The organism is bacterium (genome assembly GCA_030655055.1).
Lineage (GTDB): Bacteria > Edwardsbacteria > AC1 > AC1 > EtOH8 > UBA5202.
In genome coordinates this window covers 1-17,777 of record JAURWH010000216.1, presented here as the reverse complement: position 1 = coordinate 17,777, position 17,777 = coordinate 1, and the positions used below count along the sequence as shown (strand labels likewise).

At 52.9% G+C, this 17,777-nt stretch carries 13 protein-coding genes and 1 tRNA gene; 2 read left to right on the top strand and 12 right to left on the bottom strand.

Going from position 1 to position 17,777, the window contains the following annotated elements; translation table 11 throughout:
• Together Q7U71_10030 and leuS are read left to right on the top strand one after the other, a co-directional pair.
• On the top strand, positions 1-737 hold a 737-nt coding region (locus tag Q7U71_10030), incomplete at its 5' end, for a hypothetical protein (GenBank protein ID MDO9392095.1).
• A 7-nt stretch (positions 738-744) separates the two neighbouring features.
• The gene (leuS, locus tag Q7U71_10025) at positions 745-3,351 is read left to right on the top strand and encodes a leucine--tRNA ligase (protein MDO9392094.1); all 2,607 of its coding nucleotides are present in this window, start codon (positions 745-747) and stop codon (positions 3,349-3,351) included.
• A 33-nt stretch (positions 3,352-3,384) separates the two neighbouring features.
• Here the strand turns inward: leuS and Q7U71_10020 are convergent, their stop codons facing one another.
• The 12 genes from Q7U71_10020 to Q7U71_09965 form a co-directional block, all read right to left on the bottom strand.
• Entirely contained in the window at positions 3,385-3,990 is a 606-nt protein-coding gene (locus tag Q7U71_10020; GenBank protein ID MDO9392093.1) for a class I SAM-dependent methyltransferase, read from the bottom strand.
• Positions 3,991-4,380: 390 nt separating this feature from the next.
• On the bottom strand, positions 4,381-4,713 hold the full coding sequence (locus Q7U71_10015) for a hypothetical protein (GenBank protein ID MDO9392092.1): 333 nt from the start codon (positions 4,711-4,713) through the stop codon (positions 4,381-4,383).
• A 38-nt stretch (positions 4,714-4,751) separates the two neighbouring features.
• Positions 4,752-5,363, bottom strand: a complete 612-nt coding sequence (locus Q7U71_10010) for a type II secretion system protein (GenBank protein MDO9392091.1) — start codon at positions 5,361-5,363, stop codon at positions 4,752-4,754.
• A gap of 7 nt (positions 5,364-5,370) precedes the next feature.
• On the bottom strand, positions 5,371-7,509 hold the full coding sequence (locus Q7U71_10005) for a glycoside hydrolase family 57 protein (protein MDO9392090.1): 2,139 nt from the start codon (positions 7,507-7,509) through the stop codon (positions 5,371-5,373).
• Positions 7,510-7,525: 16 nt separating this feature from the next.
• Positions 7,526-8,194, bottom strand: coding sequence for a tetratricopeptide repeat protein (locus tag Q7U71_10000; GenBank protein ID MDO9392089.1), 669 nt, complete (start codon positions 8,192-8,194; stop codon positions 7,526-7,528).
• A 141-nt stretch (positions 8,195-8,335) separates the two neighbouring features.
• Positions 8,336-9,223 (bottom strand): hypothetical protein, encoded by an 888-nt coding sequence (locus Q7U71_09995; protein ID MDO9392088.1) that lies wholly within the window; start codon positions 9,221-9,223, stop codon positions 8,336-8,338.
• Positions 9,220-10,563: a hypothetical protein gene (locus Q7U71_09990; GenBank protein MDO9392087.1), complete on the bottom strand. Its 1,344-nt coding sequence runs from the start codon at positions 10,561-10,563 to the stop codon at positions 9,220-9,222. The genes Q7U71_09995 and Q7U71_09990 overlap by 4 nt, the downstream gene beginning before the upstream one ends.
• Entirely contained in the window at positions 10,560-11,384 is an 825-nt protein-coding gene (locus Q7U71_09985) for a hypothetical protein (GenBank protein ID MDO9392086.1), read from the bottom strand. Before Q7U71_09985 ends, Q7U71_09990 begins: the two co-directional genes overlap by 4 nt.
• A 135-nt stretch (positions 11,385-11,519) precedes the next feature.
• Positions 11,520-12,497 carry a FlgD immunoglobulin-like domain containing protein gene (locus Q7U71_09980; protein ID MDO9392085.1) on the bottom strand — a complete coding sequence of 326 codons (978 nt, stop codon included), beginning with the start codon at positions 12,495-12,497 and terminating at the stop codon, positions 11,520-11,522.
• Between the two features lie 254 nt (positions 12,498-12,751).
• Positions 12,752-12,828, bottom strand: a tRNA-Arg gene (locus Q7U71_09975).
• A 129-nt stretch (positions 12,829-12,957) separates the two neighbouring features.
• The gene (locus tag Q7U71_09970) at positions 12,958-14,628 is read right to left on the bottom strand and encodes a POTRA domain-containing protein (GenBank protein MDO9392084.1); all 1,671 of its coding nucleotides are present in this window, start codon (positions 14,626-14,628) and stop codon (positions 12,958-12,960) included.
• A gap of 16 nt (positions 14,629-14,644) precedes the next feature.
• A partial coding sequence (locus Q7U71_09965; GenBank protein MDO9392083.1) for a hypothetical protein occupies positions 14,645-17,777 on the bottom strand: 3,133 nt, incomplete at its 5' end.

The following is a 17,777-nucleotide window of genomic DNA, read 5'->3' as shown; positions in this document are numbered from 1 at the left end:
AACAAGTTGTAGTGGAATTGAAGATATACGATCTGACCTCGATCAAGGGCAGCAAAACCGGTTTGGACCTGTTTGAACTGCTGCAAACCGTGAACGGTTCCGGCCGTTACTCTGTCAGCAAAAGCGAAAATGTCAACAAGCACTACAGCAATAATGACGGCAGTGAAGATCGTTCTTATTACCAGTCGAACGGTTTCGGCCGGTCGGCCAATGCGGACCTTTATGCTAATTTCGATGATATAATCGACAACATCGAGCAAAATGCGGCCCAAAACAAACTGTTCCTGGCGGCCAGCCCCTCTTTGCTGGTCCAGAACCGCACCTGGGGCCAGATGTCATCCGAAGTAAGCTATTATTATGACCATTCACAATACCAGGGACTCGGCTACAACGACAGGGTCAGCATCTCGTTATTTCCCAAAATCACCGAAACCGACATTGTTGAACTTAACGTCAGAATAAGCATTGATAATTACACCCAATCAACAATTGATGGTTTTTTAGAGAGCAATGTCACAACTGTTAATAATAAAACAATCCTGTTGGGCAAGATATCAAAAAAGATCACAAAAACCAACCGCCGGGGAATCCCTTATTTGAAAGACATCCCTGTTTTAGGCTTTTTCTTCGGCAAGGAAGTAAAAGTCACCGAAGATCACCAATTCCTGGTACTGGCCACACCCCATATTTACGAAGCCGGTGCAGGCATGACAGATTCCCTTAATATCAAAGAATAAATAAAAAATGCCAAAATTCTACGATCCAAGATCCATCGAGCCCAAGTGGCAGAAAAAGTGGGAGGAGGAGAAGACCTTTAAGGCCCCCGATTCCTCCGATAAACCGAAGTACTATGCTTTGGAAATGTTCCCCTACCCCTCCGGCTCCGGCCTGCATGTGGGCCATTTGAAAAACTACGTGCCGCTGGACGCCTTCTGCCGTTACAAGAGCATGAAGGGCTACAGCGTGCTGCACCCCATGGGCTGGGACGCCTTCGGCCAGCCGGCCGAGAACGAGGCCATCAAGCGGGGCCGCAACCCCCGGGAGATGGTGCCGGAATACGCCGCCAATTACAAGCGGACCCTTAAGCTGGCCGGGTGCAGCTACGACTGGGACCGGGAGATAGATTCCAGCCGGCCCGAGTATTACAAGTGGACCCAGTGGTTCTTTCTGCTGCTTTACAAGAAGGGCCTGGCCTACCGATCCACCGCGCCCATCAACTGGTGTCCCCAGTGCAAGACCGGCCTGGCCAACGAGGAAGTGAAGGAGGGCCGCTGCTGGCGCTGCGACACCCTGGTGGAAAAACGCCCCATGCCCCAGTGGTTCTTCAAGATCACGGATTACGCCGACCGGCTGCTGAAAGACCTAGATTCCCTGGACTGGTCGGCCGGGATGAAGGAGATGCAGAGGGACTGGATAGGGCGGAGCGAGGGAGCCACTGTTACATTTCAAATTGCAAATCCCAAATTGCAAATTGAAGTCTTCACCACCAGGCCGGATACTTTGTTCGGAGCCACTTTCATTGTCCTGGCGCCGGAGCATCCTATGGTCAAAGACATTACCACACCTGAAAAGATATCCGAAGTTGAGGCCTATATAAAAAAGGCCAAGGCCGAGACCGAGATGGACCGGATGAACGCCGAGCGCACCAAGACCGGCGTCTTTACCGGGGCATATGCCGTCAATCCGATCAATAACAAGGAAGTGCCGGTGTGGATCGCCGATTACGTGATGATGGGTTACGGTACTGGGGCCATCATGTGCGTGCCGGGGCACGATACCAGGGATTTTGAGTTCGCCAAAAAGTTCAACCTGCCCATCATTCAGGTGGTCAGCAGTGACGGCAAAGCCTGTGAACTGGCCCAGGCCGAGCCCGAGGAAGGACTGGCGGTCAATTCCGGCAAATATGACGGGATGAAGACCGCTGACTTCAAGGCCGCCATCACCAAATGGCTGGAAGAACAGAAGATCGGGCATCACAAGGTTAACTACCGCCTGCGCGACTGGCTGATCTCCCGACAGAGATACTGGGGCGCACCCATACCCATCATCCATTGCCCCAAGTGCGGTGAGGTTCCGGTTCCCGAAGACCAATTACCGGTAGCCCTGCCCGAGGTGGAGAACTATAAGCCGTCCGGGACCGGTGAGTCGCCGCTGGCCGGCATCCCTGAATTCGTCAATACCAAATGCCCCAAATGCGGCGGAGCCGCCAAGCGGGAGACCGACACCATGGGCGGCTATGCCTGCTCGTCCTGGTATTTCTTCCGTTTTGCCGATCCCCATAATGACCGGGAGTTCGCCAATAGGGAAAAGATGGCCTACTGGATGCCGGTGGACCTGTATGCCGGCGGTATCGAGCATGCCCGTTCGCACCTTCTGTACGCCCGGTTCTGGACCAAGGTGCTTTATGACGCCGGTTACATCAACTTTCAGGAGCCTTTCAAGATACTTAAGAACCAGGGATCCCTGCTGGCCCACACCCCGGGAAGAAAACCCAAAAGCTCGGAGGGAACTGAAGACTCCGAGAAAATCCTGGACTGGATAGTGCTCAAGCCCGAGGACCTGGAGGGCTTTCCCAAGGACCAGATCGTCTGGCGCTGGGCCCGGATGTCCAAATCCAAGGGCAATGTGGTGACCCCGGAGGAGATCGCCCACAAGTACGGGGTGGACAGCCTGAGGATATTTGAGATGTTCGTGGCCCCGTTCGAGGATGATGTCCAATGGTCGGAGGAAAGCATCAATGGCTCCTACCGTTTCCTTAACCGGACCTGGAAGTGGCTGGACGCCGCCCTGCCGTATTATAAGAATAACTGGAGGGAGGCCCTGCCCAAGGAAATGACCGGGAGGGAGGCCCAGGTGCGCCGCAAACTGCACCAGACCATGAACAAGGTGGACGGCCATATCGCAGGCTTTCAGTTCAATACCGCCATTGCCGCCCTGATGGAGCTTTTGAACGAGATCTACGACTACTGGCAGCCGGTGGAACAGGAGCGCAAGGGGCCGGCCAACGAGGCCATTTTGGCCGAAATACTGGAAAACATGGTGCTGATGCTGGCGCCGTTCGCCCCACATATGGCCGAGGAGCTATGGGAGGCTATCGGAGGCAAAGGTACCATTTATAAGTCCCAATGGCCGTCTTTTGACGTTAACATAGCCAAAGACAACGAGATAACATTGGTGATTCAAGTTAATGGAAAGGTTCGCGAGAAGATGGTCATACCATCTGGCTTAAGTGAAGATATTGTAAAGGCTAAAGCTCTGGAAAATATTAAAATAGCAGAAATGGTTAAAGGTAAAGAGATACTTAAAGTATTGTTGATACAAGGTAAGTTAATTAATATAGTTATCAAATGACTAATGAAAAAGCCCTCAATATTGAGGGCTTTTTTACTTTAGGACCTTTTTATATAAACCACGCCAGATCAGGTAATCGTTGCTGCCGGTACAGCCAATATCATAATACTTGTTAATTTCCAGGCACTTCAGGCAATAAGCTTCAAAATTGGTCATTTCTCGGGTGAACAAACTGACATGGGGCAAACCGGCAGTAGGATCACCGGCCAGCACTGCCAATACGAGCAGGCCCTGGTCCCTAAGCACCCGTGAAGCCTCTTTAAGTACCTGTTCTACGGCCTGGTCGCAATCCGGGGGCAGGAACTCGTGCAACAGCCCAAAACAGTATATCCCGTCAAAACAGGCATCCGAGAACGGCAAAGATAGTGCATCACCCTGGATCAGGCGGCTTTTGCCGGCTTGGCAGGCTGGAACCAGACTTTGGGCTTTGCTAAGGCCGGTATAGGCCGAGTCCATGGAAAAGACATTCAAGCCCTGAGATGCCAGATAAAAAGAATCCCGGCCCACGCCGCAGCCCAGGTCAAGGATGGAATGGCAATTGAGTTTCTTGAATTCAACGGCGGCGTACTCGGAGCATAGGGACCTGGGAGCGGAGAGAACCCGGGGATCTTCGGAATAAAAGCCTGTCCATCTATTCATACTCATAGTTTACATAATATTTATTATGGGACAATTGAAAGGCAAGGATAATGCATTAATTAGCTGTTTTACCTGTTTTATAAGCCTTTACTATCCAGAGCATAAGCCTCCCTCTATGGCAAAAGTGACCTTAGAACTAAGGTAATGCCCGGATGGGATCTTATTACACAAACGACTGTTGGGCTTTGGACGAAGCAAGTGGCAAAATGCTGTTAAATCGATACTACAAACATCCGTCTGGTAAGATGGAAAACGGCAGGTTATATTGGGAACTTCATATCGTAAGAGATTCAACGGTCGGGACAACCTTTGTGGGTTGAAAACCCCCTCTTGACTATTAATAGAGTAACTAAAACCATAGGGTGAAAAGGAAGGTTATCAACAATGGGTTTAGTGTTTAGATTTATTCGTCAACTTATTGTTGTAAACATACCAATGATATTTATATGTCCAATAGTAACCAACCCCCGCAAATAATATCCCAAAAGGCAATAATAATTTATAAATTGAATTAACAGAGGATGATGATCTCGTCAGCGTTGCTGATAGTATTGTGGTTATTGCGCCAACTGAAAATAGTATTGACCCAACTATTGCTTTTTTGTAGCCATCACCTTTATTTTTAGTAGCTTTTATAATTGTATAAATTATAAAAGCTACAGAAAGACATAAAATTAATACAACTGTTGTAGGCGCTAAACTCACTAAATGCATTAGTTCCATTGTTGCTCCTTTACAAATTGTTATTAAACTCTTGTCAATTACTCCAAAACCTTTACTTCCGCCACGACCGGCGGCAGCCTAAAATTCTTACTTCCTTCATACAAACTGGTATTCTTAGCTAACTTGATCTTAACCTGCAACAAAGCCACATTGTATAACTCAGTTCCTTCTATGACCTGATTATCATCCAGGTCAACCTCCTTCAACCACAACTCCGGAGCCATGGACATGGCTTCCATCTTCTTGGGCATGTAAAGGAACTGACACTCGGTCACTTTTACTCCGGCCGGGAATTGCCGGGCATCGCCCAGATACAGCATGCTGTCGGCCCGGTCCCAGACTACCATCACGGAATCCCCGTTCTGCAGGATAAAGGTAAAACTGGTTGGCGTGCCGTTGATCCAACCAAAGGCCGACGACAGCTGGGTATCCAGGCGCTTAAATACGGCTTCTGATTCCCGGCCCAGCATGATATTGGTCTGCTGTTTCTGCACCGAGCGGTTGAAATTGACCATAAAACTGATGATCGTGCCCACCACGATGGAAAACACCACCAGCGCTATTATCATTTCTATCAGGCTGAAAGCCCGGATCGAAGACCTATTTGGGCTTGTTTCATAACTATGCCTTTTTGTGAAAAGAGTTTGCATCTGCTTCTCAAGCCCCCCAGTTATTGGCCCCAAACTCGCCATCGGGCACTTTAAATGTTATCGGGCTCCTTATGGGATGCCGTTCAACTGTCAGGTTGTTCTGTACCAGCGCGATATAAAAGCTGATAGTATCTCCCGGCTTCGCTCCAATAACGGTGAACGGCATTTTTATCTCGATGATCTTTCCATATGCTGAACGTACAGCGGCTTCGTTCTCCATTGCGCCGGGTTTCACCGGGATGATCCTGGCCGGCTGGCCCTGGAATTCCAGGTTTATGGTCAGGGCTTGGATCTCGTTGACATCGGTCTTTTCATGGGGATCAAGCCGGAGATACAGGTTCTCCTGGTCAAAGCCGAAATGGACCACTTCCAGCAGGCTCTGGCCCCGGTGCATGGTCCCGCCGTCCTGCCTGATGTTGTATGTCCCGGATCCCGCCCACTCGTAAAAGTCGCTGACCCTGCCGTCTATCTTCGGGGTGATCAGGTCTATGGGCTGGTTGATCAGGACATCTATGTCCTTTCCCAGGGAAATGGGGCTGAACAGCTCGCGGGGGGCTTCCAGATTGAGCAGTTGATATATCCGCTGAAGGTGGCTGCGGAACAGACTGTCAAAATCCTCCAGGTTCTCGCTGGAGAAATTCCCCCCGTACCACCAGCACCAGTCGCTGCCCTCGGCTATCTGCAGTTCTTTTGTGATCTCCGGCATAACAGCCGGTGCTATGGAATCCTTCTGGCGGTCTATGGCCTGGCGGGCCGCCAGCAGCAGGTTCCAGGCCCGGTTGTCCTCCTCCTGGCCTATCCAGATGGAGAAGTCGTGGTTGATCCAGGAGCCGGGGAATATCCTGCTCATTTTGCCCGGTTCCGGGCCCTGCTCCAGATACTGGCTGAAGGTGCAGCAGTTAAGCTTGGGGCTTTGGGCCAATTGCTGGTACAACTGATCCAGAAATATCTGCCCGTCCTGGGGAAAAGCCTCCCAGGCATTCTCGCCGTCCAATATCACCGGAACGATGTGGGCCGCCGCCTGGCTGCCCAAGGCATCCGCTTTCCTCTCCAGCCGTCCCACCAGGTCCCGGGCCGCCGCCTGGCCGTCCCATCCGTAATAGGCAAAGCCTATCAGGTCGGAAAGCTGCTGGTCGCGGAAGAACAGTCGTGGATTTTCTGCCTTATCCCAAATATGCGAGCGGTAGAACTGACCTGCTTCGCCGGGATCCTCCCGGTTGCGGCCGGCCTTGCCCAGGCTTTGCTCCCATATCTTCTCATCACTGGCCATCCATTTTACCCCGGCCTGCCGGATCAGCTCCACGGTCTTTTCGCTGACGCTGCCTTCGGAAGGCCACATCCCGCTGGGCCGCCGTCCGAACAATTTTTCCATGTAATCCAGCCCGTTTATTATCTGGGCCTGGGCATCCCCGGGATAACTGAACCTTTGCGGCAGGGGCGCCCCCGGCATGCATTCCCGGGCGGTTTGGGTGTCGCACAGCAAGGGTAAAATGGGGTGATAGAACGGCGAGGTGGCGATCTCGATGGATTTCTGGTCCCAGGCCTTTTTGTAGGCCGGGACGATGGACCTTAAAATGTCCATTTGCTGATCTAAAAGACGATCCTTGTCTTCCATTGTAAAGTTCTTGCCCTTGGCTTTAAGATTGGCCAGTTCCGGCCTTTGCATAAAATGCAGGGGATCTATCCAGCAAAGATTGAACCAGACCATCAGGTCCAGCAGTTCCTGATCGCTGAAGGTTTGGCTGATCTTGGGCAGGGCCGAAGGATGAAAATGCCTCCCTCTTTTCTCCAGCAGGGCCAGATACCGGGGATAAGGCTCCACCATGTGGGGCCAGTGGGCCATGAAAAAGTCCTTGAGGATGAAACAGCGTTCATCTTCGCTAAGGTCCGAAGGCTGTTTTTGGGAAACCATAAAATGCTGGTCGGTGGCCCGCCCCTCGGTGTAATCCTGCAGCTGTTCCAGCAGGCCGGGAACCAGGTTGAATGATACTTTGATCTCCGGGAATTTCAGGGCGTTGGACAGCATGTCGTAATAGTCCTTTAGCCCGTGCAGGCGCACCCAGGGAAGGCTAAAAACCCTGCTATCGGGGATGCGATAACAGGGTTGATGCATGTGCCATAAAAAGGCTACATTCAGTTTTGGCATGAGTTATCCGTTCTGGTCAGCCCGGCAGCTGCGCCATCTGCGATTTTGCCTCGGCGGCGGCGGCGGTGCCGGAATAATCTTTTATGATCTGCTGATAAGCGGCTTTGGCCTTATCCATAAGGTTGCCGGCGGCGAAACAGCGCCCGGCCGAGATCAGGGCGTTGGTGGCCAGGTACTGGTCTTTGGAATATTTCTTGGCGATCTCCAGGTATTTTTCACCGGCCTCGGGCAGGCGCCCGGTCTGCTCAAAGCAGGCGGCCAGACCGCTGATGGCGGCCGACATGATCAAGGGATTGGAACTTCCGGCCTTTATTGCCCGGTCGTAGCTTTTGATGGCCTCTTCGTACTTGCGCTGGTTAAAATTGATGTTGCCCAAATAGACCAGGGCTTCTTTGGCGGAAGAACTGGAGCCGTGCTTGCTGACGATCTCTTCGTAGGCGGTTTGGGCGTTGGTCATGTCGCCGCTGAAATAGGCGGAGTGGGCCATTCCGACCATCATGGCGGCCTCTTTTTCGCTTTTGGCCCGGTTCTGGCCCATCAGGATCAAACCGGCGATCACTACCAGTATTGCCGCAGCCACCGCCATGGCTTCGGTGGCATGCTTGCGGACGAAAGTTACCATCTTTATGGCATCATCGGCGAATTCATCGCGTTTCAATGTATGTTTGCTTACCTGGTGCGACACTTGGTGCTCCTTAAGAATTATTCATTTATGCTGGTATGGTTCAATTATATCTGAAACTACCGGCACTGTCAAGCCGGTTTTTCGTCAGGCTGCTGGTTACAGGTGCCGCTTAAACATGCAGGTCCCTGACACGGGTTAAGCTTAAAAACTCATTCCCAGGGACAAGGCCTGGGCCGTACCCAATGCCCCCCACCAGCGGTAGCCGTATTCCACGGAATAATCCTGCTTTCCGGTCTGCCTTAAGCAAACTCCCAAGCCCAGCTTTGACCGTTCCGGCTTGGTGTTGTCCCCGTCGTAACCCAGTCGAACGGTTACGGCTTTAAACGGGCTGTACTCCAATCCCAGCACCGGATGCCATTTTTGGTCTTCGGCCGCATTAAGCTGCATACTTGCCGCCAAATGGTCTTTGAAAAATGTCCTGCTGATTCCGGCCGCAAATGTTTTTGCCAGGTCGTATTTCAGGGAATCGTTGACCGGGTAACGCGGCCCCAGGTCTCTCAACTGCAGATTGGCAGTTAAATGCCTGAAATCATAACTTACCGCCAGGTCGGAACACCAGCAGTAATCCTTGTTGCTGCCGATGGCGGATACTGCTCCCTTGAGGTTGATGCCGCCGCTGAGTCCTCCGTAGAGCCTGCGGCCAAAACCTAACAGGACGGATACTGCCTGGGGTTCGATGGTCCCCAACCGGCCGCCCAGGCGGTCATAAGCGTCCAGCTGTCCGTAATTCCAATAGCTGATCCCGGCGGCGGCGGCACCCGCTTGGGCCACGGGAAATACTCCTCCGACCGATCCGCCGTAAATATCCATCGGCCAAAGGATACCGGAACTGCTTACCCCCTTCCACTTGACGTCCGCCAGCAATGCCGGATTCAATGAGAGGCCCTGGGGCTCTGACATCATTTCAAGCACGGATTCGGAAAGGGCGATCTCAGCCGGCGAGGTTGGCTGGTTCCAGGGCATCACCCCGCCAGGAGCGGAAGAAACCAGCCCTGACAGCAAGACAGTAAAAAGAATGATTGATCTCATCGGGAGACCACGGTTTTGCCGGTGGAAATGCTGGTTTGGGCCGGACCGCTTTGTTCGATCTTGATGATATACAACCCATTGGGCACCAAGTTCCCCTTTAAATCCCGGGAGTTCCAGTTCAGGGCAGCCGAAGGATCTTTCAAATTATTTTCCCATATTTTGCTTCCGGCCACATCGTAAATAACAGCCTTGACATTGGTGGCTCCCTTTACCGGCGGATAGACAATTTGACAGCTTTCCACCACCGGGGTGGGCCAGGTTATCACTCTTGCCTTGGCATCATCCGGCATGACGTCAATGAATAACGGGCTGGTCCAGGCCAGGCTGGTGTCGGCTTGAACGGTTTTCACGAAAAAGTAATGCTTGCCGTTTGGCACTGCCTTGCTCAGGCTCCACAAGGTATCAATATCATTCAGTGAAAGCGAATCAGATATTTGCCCGTCGGTATATAAATAGATCTTGTTGAACCTGATGGAATCCGCCCTGACCATGATACGGAAGGACAGGCTGGAACTGGAGGTGACATAATGCTCACCCTGCCAATGCTCCCCTGACATCAATGACACTTCAATCCGGCCGGCAGCAGGACGGGACAACCGGGCAAAAGTACGCCTGGCTTGCAGCGCTTCCAAAATTGAGCCTTTGATAAGGGTATCCGCCCAGATGCCGGTTAGGGGTAACCTGCCGTCATCATTGATCCGGTTACCCCAGTTCCGGTCGTGGTTGTCCTGGTTGGCCGAAGCCCCCACCTGCCAGCCGTTATTAAGGGCTTTCAGGTATTCATTTTCATAAATGTAATCGCCGTTGACTATCTCCAGCAGGTCCATGGCCTGTACAAAGTCAGGGCAATAACGGAGGTCCGTAAAGTTGGGACAATCGTTTGAACCCGGAACCGGATGGTTGAACATGGCGGGTAGTCCCGAAGTGCTTATAAGTTGATAGGTCCCCAAAAGATCGCTGTAGTCGTAAGCCAAAAGCTCCGGAGCATCGTATATATTGATGTGTCCAAAACCGGTGGAACTCCACCGCCCCACTTCCTGTCCGGCCAAAGCCAGGAAACGGCCGGGAACGGAAAAAGTATCCGCCATCAAGCGGGTATTTTGATACTCGTTGGGGCTTATGGAATAATCGGTGTAATTGTTATGGTCGGTCAAAGCCTGAATGTCTATCCGGGCAATGTCCCTGGCATGGGCGAAGGCCGTGTCGGGGGTGCTTTCACCGTCGGAATACCCGGTATGGGCGTGCAGATTGGCAGAAAAACATTTGAACTCAGCCCTGGCTGTTCCGTAGAATAGAAATGCCGACCAGATGATCAAGCCTGTTTGCAATGAGCGTTTCATTTTGCCCCCCATTTATAAGCCAGGCCAAGCTGGTGATTTCCGGCAAGCTCCTGATGTCCGCCTTCATAAGCATATCCCACCGTCAGACCGGATGCGGTGATATCCGTTCCCAGCGAATATAGCGTCACCCTGCCTTGACTGGACAGGCCGCCGCGCAGGTTAAAGACATTTTGTTTAACCGCCCATTCTGTCCCGATCTTGTAACAAGCGGTATGGCCCGGTTCTTTGCCAGCTTCCGCCGAACCCGTCCACCTAGGCAAATACTGGCAAGCCAGCCCAACGGCAATACCGCTGGGCAGTTCATATGGTGTCTCCGTCCCAAAGGAAGGATGGTTAAAGTTATGCCCAAAACACCCAACCCTCCATATGCGGTGGACCCTGGCCAATAGCCCCACGTCCACCCCGGCTGAATAGGCCGTGCCACGGCGATAAAGATTCAGATCGTAGCCAAAAGAGAATTGGTCCGTCATGCCGAAACCGTGGGCAAAAACAAACGACTGGTCGTATTCCGGTTCACTGCCGGTCAGTTGGATCGCCAAGGCCATTCCGCCCCACCGGCCCATGTTTTTACCCAGGCTGGCTGTTGTATTCGCCGGTCCGGGAATTCCCGTTCTGCTGCCAAGATTAGCTTGTGCCTGCCAGCCTGCCAGGCCGGCAAGCCCGGCCGGATTCCACCGGATGGCATCCAGCCCTTCCGCCACTCCTGTATAAGCTCCGGCCATTCCTTTGGCCCGGCACCCCGTCTGCCAGTCTCCAAAAGCTGCGTAAGAAATGTTTTGAAACGCTGACAAAATAAGCAATATTACAACTAATATTTTCATAGATTGCAGTTAGTCAGGTGATTATTGGGTCTTATTTTATATAATACCGGATTAATCAGGTCAAGTCAATAGACATAAACAAAAGGAAGAGATAACGTATAGTATCTCTTCCTTTGTGCAACAAACATTTTGCGTTTACCTGACCACCAATAATTTTTGCACCACCGACTGATTACCGGCCAACAATTGATAGAAATATATTCCGGTGGGAACCGCATTGCCTTTGGAGTCTTTAAGGTTCCAGCTTAGTCTATGTACCCCGGCTTTCCTGTACCCGCTGGCCAGGGACGTGATCTTCTGCCCGGCTATGTTGAATATGGAAAACTCTACCGTGACGGGACCGGGAAGTTTGAATGAAATACGAGATCCATGGTTAGCCGGGTTGGGCCAGGCATTCAGCGAAAATGATCCCGGCAGGTTTTGATCGCCGGGGCTTCCCTCCACCCCGGTAACGTTAAAGGGCCCGGTTGGCATGGTCTGCCTGGTGGTGTTGTGGCGCAACGTCCAGTTGGCTGAATCGCCGATGGCCGACAATAGTTCTTCCTTTGTCCCGGTGGTGATCCCGTTATAGGCATAGTTGTCATAATGAGAAAGCGCCACCGCGGTTTGGCCGTTGACCAGTCCCGCGGGCAAAGCAGAGGTGCGAGAACTCCAGGCGTTGGCCTGCCATTCTGTTCCGGTATCGTTTACGGCATATAAAAAAGACGGCAATGAATCGCCGCCCTGGAAGGCAAGCAGTTGATCTCCGTCCGTTGCCAACAGCAGGCTGCTGGTGATTATCGTTCCCGTGTATTTTGCAAAATCAGAAAAGGCAGCATTCGTACTGTCATATATGATCACTGTACCTGCCGTCAGGGCCGACGGGGCGGTGTATGTGACTGCGCCCTCCCCCGCCCTAAAGATCAGCGAGTCGCTTTTCCAGCCGCAGTCGGTAAAAGTGATCTGGGTCCCGGCATCTGCCGGAACCAGCAGGACAAAGGCGAAAGCATCGGGGGTATCGGTATTCATGCCTATTAGGGCGATATCTCCGGCCTGCAAAGCGGTCTGGGCGGATACATTGCCGGACATCGAAGAAGCCAGTAAAAACAAAAAGACCAACGATAGTCTCTTCACAATATCTGCTCCTAACATAAATTAGTTTATAGTTAAGACATCATGATAACATCGGTGGCCTTGGTCCAGCCGGTTTTCAACATATTGGTACCCCTGGGCCGAGTTTCCGCCAGCAGCAATAAACTTCTGCCTTGCGGCGGCGGATCAGCCGTCGCTTTGACATATATTATGTCTGCCGGCTGAGAACGGCCGACACCCCCGATTTATCGGGGGGCTCTATCCGTCTGTATTTAAAAGGAATAAATAAAAGATACTGGTACCCCTGGGCCGAGTTGAACGGCCGACACACGGTTTAGGAAACCGTTGCTCTATCCATCTGAGCTACAGGGGCACATCATTTGGTATTATAGCAAAAAAAGCGGTAAATATGCAAGTCTGTAATAAACCCCAAAACTGACGGATAAAAAGATCGATGTCTTTTTGAGCATGGCAGTTTGGCGTCTTCGTAATAAAAGTTATCCTAACACTCTCTTTCCAGCCCAAAATGCACCTTGACGTTCAAAATACTGTCATCCCGGCCCAAACCATAAACACTGTTGATCCATCCTATCCTGGTGTCCAGTTTAAAACCAAACCCGTAACCGGATCGGTAACCGCGCAGGCTTCTTTCCCGGTCAAAGAAATATCCCAGATCGGCAAAAGGAAACAGCATCAGGTTTTTTACCGGTATGTACCGGTATTCCAGATTGCCCCAGGCGATCTGGTTGGCGATGAACTGCTCCTGGTAATATCCCCTGAGCGAGGCGGTCCCCCCCATGGAAAACTGGTCATAGCGGGGAACCGGCTTTTCGCCGGTTATTACCGCCCGGCCCCTGACGGCAAAATATATTTCCTGCCGGGAAAATATCCGTTTTCTGACGGCCAGGTCTCCGGTTACCTTGCTGACAGTTAGTGATTGTAATGGCTGGTAATAGTTCTTTCTGCCGTAATCGGCTCCCAGTTTCAGGAACATATCGTTGAAAAACATTCCATCTTGGGACCTTTGCCATTCCAAAAGCCATTTGGTCCCGTATTTGTTGCTTCTTTGATAGGTCCATGACGCGCCGGGTACTATTCTTTCGTATTCAGCCCCCACTCCGGCATTGAATCCTTCACCCACCGGCATTTTTACCATCAGGCTGGCCGAGGTCTTGACATAAGCGGAATCCTCCACCATATGTTTGAGACCCGCCTGGGCTAAAGCGTCAAAGCCGAGCAAAAAAGGCTCGGAATAATCGATCTCCAGCCGGCTGTTCTCCTTTTGCGGACGCTCCCATTTGACTGAGGCGCTGCGGGCGGTTCCGGCGATGTTGCCCAGGTAAAGATCCAGCGAACCGGCCAGCCAGCCGCTTTGCTCCGCGGTGGGCTGAAGGTAAGAGGCAGCCCCGAAGATCCGGTTGAACGGTGCTTCCCTGACATTGAAAACGACCTGCTGCCGCCCCGCCTCGGTACCGTTCAAAAGCAACGGAGTTTTGACCTCCGCAAACAATCCGGAACCGTTCAGCCGTTCCAACGCTTTCTCCAACGTCACCCGGCTGAAAGGCAGGCCGGATCTCAAACCGGATATTTTCTGCATGGTCCGGTCCTTGGTGGCCAGATTCCCCTGGAACAATATTTTGTCCAGCAGCACCCTGGCATTTTCTTGTATGCCGAATACGATCTGCAGGCGGTCATTTTCATATTTCAATTCTTTGAGCAATATTTCCGCTTGTGGAAAGCCGTTGTCGGCGTAGGCCAGACTGACGGCCCGCATGTCACGAATGACGACGGCGCTGTCCAGCACCTGATCCCTTCCTGTAACTATCAATCCCTGAAGATAGTTGGTGCCGAGATAGCTGTTGCCCTCAAAAGATATGTCCCCCAACAGATAGCGAGGCCCCTCATTTATCCTTACTGTAACATGACTGCTGTCCCGGTTGTATTCAACCCCGCATTCCGCCTGATAATAACCGGCCCGCCGGTACCAGTCAATGATTTTTCGGCAGCCTGAAGCTGCATCCTTCCGGGCAGCCGGGTCCCCCCGGACGGTCCAGGCATCCAACAACTGCTCCCGGGTAAAGTTGCTCCCGCCCTCAAAACGGATGCTGTCCGTTCTGATGGTCTGGCCGGAGATGCTTACCGCTGAAAGCAACAGGATAAATATGACATTCAATATTATTCTTATCATATCAGAAGCTGGCCCTGATCTCAGCCCTGGCATTGTGGATCGTTTTTTTCTGGGGTTCTTTTCGCCCGTCGTAGGCGGCCGATGCCGTCAAATAGTCATTTAACCTGTAATCGCCCTGGAATTTCCAGCCCTGGCTCTGGCCGATGGAGCGGCTGACCGAGAACTCCAGCGGGATGGCGGTTTCAGACTGGTCGGCCCGGCGGTAAATTTGGCTGAATTCCATTCTCAGGCTGCCTTTAAGCCCCAGTTGGCGGCTGGCAAATGGCGATAGTGTTATCTCCCGGTAATTTACCCGGGGAATATCAAAATTGAATCCCTGCCTGAAAAGGTTTTCCAAAAGAAAGCTTGATCTAAGTCCCAGCTCGGTCTGTCGGCCGATAAAATAGCTGATCTCGGCTCCCGCCTTGGATCCCGTCCTTTCGCTTTCCAGCCCGGTTTCCATCGACAAGGTACTGTTGTAATTCTGCTCGCCAAAAATCAGCCCTCTGGACGCCGGCCCAAGCTGGGCTGTGATCTCGGCCCGGCCCTCCCTGAAACTTACCGTGCTCCTGCGGTTCAGGAACTGATTGTCGTCATTCCTCCGGGTGCGATAATGAAGCTTGAAATAATAGGCACCGGCCGGATAAAACCAAAGGTCTCCGGCCAGATCCAGATTGGCCGAAAGATTGGCGGTTCTGTCCCAAAGCGCGCCCGGCGCAAACACCATCATGGCCCCGGATAATTTGCGCCCCGTTTTCAGGGCGGCCGCACCGCTTAAATCAAATTTTACTTTTTGATACCAGGGGCCAGGCATCAAGATCCCCGGTGAGTAACTAAGGTAGCTTTTGGCCGATAGTTCGGCCGCGATCGTCCCGGCCGGCTCTTCTTCGGTCTTTTTCAGGTAATTGCCAGCCGTATCCGGGAAATATGACCGGGTGGCAGGATCATAACTGTAATCGCCGGTCCGTTCCGAAACCAGATAATAGGTCTCCCGCTTCAAACGGGTTTCGGCGCTGCTGACGGAATAGTCCAACCCGGCTTTCAGCGATTGACCAAAGCCCTGGTAGTTGGTCCGCAACAGGCCCAGATGGGTGTTCAGATCTTGTCCCGTCATTCCCGGCCGGTAAGCCAGCCTCCGGTAACTGTGTTCCAGGTCTCCGGAAATGGCCCGGCCCGGCAACAGACCCAGTTTGGTGTTTAGTTCGGTGGTGTATGACTTTGGTTTAAAGATTTGTTCCAAAGGATCCTTTACCTGGTCCTCCCGGCGGGAGATCTTGAACCGTCCTTCGGTCAGAACGCCGCGCCTTCCCACTCCCAGCCCGGCCAGATAATATTTTTGCCCGTAACTATTGACCGGACCCCGGTCCACCCGGTCGGTTCCGGATGAGAGATCCGCCAGATAGTTCCACCGTAAAAATGAGACCCCGGCCTCGGCCTGGTGGACATCCCGCCTTCCCAGGGAGGTGCTTTCCGGCCAGGCCTGTCCCAAAAGATTCCGGTTAAATCCGTACTTTAGCAGATAGCCGGGAAGAGGGCGGAATTGCAGGCCGGCTTTGTAATTTCTGGCCCATACCGGCTGTTCCAGGTCCAGGCGCCCCCATCCGGCCTGGACTTTCAGCATCTCCGGGCCCAGCTGTATCTCATATTCCGTGGTTCTCCGCAGCATCTCCCTGTTCATGGCTCTGGTTCCGTTCCAGGCATAAAGTTCCCAGCGCTTGATGAAATCCGGGTCGGCCGGCATCGCGCTTTTCTCAAAATCATGATCCACCGACATGGTCCGGCCCTTGACCTCGAAACCTCCCATCCAGAGGGTGTCCCTTTTCCAGTAAAAATCAGCCTCGCCGGAGTAACCCCGGTTATTGCCGTCGTCCCTGGCCGAAAGCAGGTTTTGGTCCAGGTCGGTCCCGGCCCCCTCCAGATCCGCCCGGCCTCCCGGCCAGGCCAGATAAGCGCCCGCAGTGTACAACCGGGATCGGGCCGGGGCTGCCAGTTTTTTGACGGCCAGGTAGTCGCCAAGATTCTTTCCGGTGTAGACCATGATGCCCAGGCTGTCGCGGTAGTCGCCCCGGCCGCTGTCCACTTTGGTGAAGGCTACCTGGTAATTGCCGGAATCGGGTCCGGCGTAGACATAGAAGGAATCCCGGAACAGATAACTGCCCTGGCCGGCCTCGACCGGTGTTCCTCCGTCGGCCCAGTACCCGGAGGTGTCGTCCCCGGCCAGATCAAGTATGTTCTTGTCCGACTGGCTCAGTTCTCCGGCCAAGGGACGATTGTAATCATCGCCTTCCTGCCGGTACCCTCCTTTGATGCTGAGATTTCCCCCCAACCCGGCCGCAACTGCGGCTGAATAAAAAGGCCTCTGGTAGTTTTGGCCGGAGTATTCAAACTCGGCCATGATCCTGGAATCGGAAGTTATCTGCCATTGGGGATTGAAGGTCAACAGCCCGGTCTCGTAATCAAGCTGGTAATCCTGATGTTCCCCCCGTTTAAGCAATTGCCCGTTAAGCCAGATCCTTTCGGTGTTGGCCAGTATTTTCAAGCCGGATCCGCTGGAGACGGCGGTAAGCTGATAGGGTCCCTGCTTCCCGTTCTGCCCCGTGAGGCCGGTCCGGGCCTTTTGCCCCTTGGTAACGGCGGCCGCCAGGTCCAGGCTGTTCCGCTTGCCGGCAACCGCGGCCCTGACCCCCTGAAGCTGCCTTTTCAGCTGAAAGTATGAGGTGCCCCGGTGATCCAGCTCGTAGTCGCCCAAAACAGCCTCCCAAACGTTCCCCTGGGCCTTGATGTACACTTTTTCGATCTGGCTTAGGTCTTCGGTGCTGCCGGATGAGGACAAGGGCATGTTCTGGTCGGAAAGAAAAGCGTTCACCTTAAGGGCCGGGCTTAATTGCCCGTCAATGCTTACCTGCAGGGCCTGCTCCAGGGAAAAATCCCGGCCCGACCCGGCCGAGATCCCCAGCGACTTGCTGCCTCCGAAGCGCACTTGTCCGCTTTTTTCATTAAGCCAGCTGCTGTAAGGCTGGGAGGCTGAGGGATCAAAACCTGCCAGGGTCTCGACTGTATCCGAGATATTGCCAGAGGCTGGGGACAAAGGCAGGTAAACAATTTTAACCGGCAGGCTGAAGGGCAGGGTCCGGTAATGGGCTTCCACCGTATCG

Bases quoted from the DNA above. Each gene is read 5' to 3' on its own strand.
- leuS (MDO9392094.1), top strand. From the start codon at position 745: ATGCCAAAATTCTACGATCCAAGATCCATCGAGCCCAAGTGGCAGAAA.
- Q7U71_09985 (MDO9392086.1), bottom strand. From the start codon at position 11,384: ATGAAAATATTAGTTGTAATATTGCTTATTTTGTCAGCGTTTCAAAAC.
- Q7U71_09995 (MDO9392088.1), bottom strand. From the start codon at position 9,223: ATGAGATCAATCATTCTTTTTACTGTCTTGCTGTCAGGGCTGGTTTCT.
- Q7U71_10010 (MDO9392091.1), bottom strand. From the start codon at position 5,363: ATGCAAACTCTTTTCACAAAAAGGCATAGTTATGAAACAAGCCCAAAT.
- Q7U71_09990 (MDO9392087.1), bottom strand. From the start codon at position 10,563: ATGAAACGCTCATTGCAAACAGGCTTGATCATCTGGTCGGCATTTCTA.
- Q7U71_10005 (MDO9392090.1), bottom strand. From the start codon at position 7,509: ATGCCAAAACTGAATGTAGCCTTTTTATGGCACATGCATCAACCCTGT.
- Q7U71_10015 (MDO9392092.1), bottom strand. From the start codon at position 4,713: ATGGAACTAATGCATTTAGTGAGTTTAGCGCCTACAACAGTTGTATTA.
- Q7U71_10020 (MDO9392093.1), bottom strand. From the start codon at position 3,990: ATGAATAGATGGACAGGCTTTTATTCCGAAGATCCCCGGGTTCTCTCC.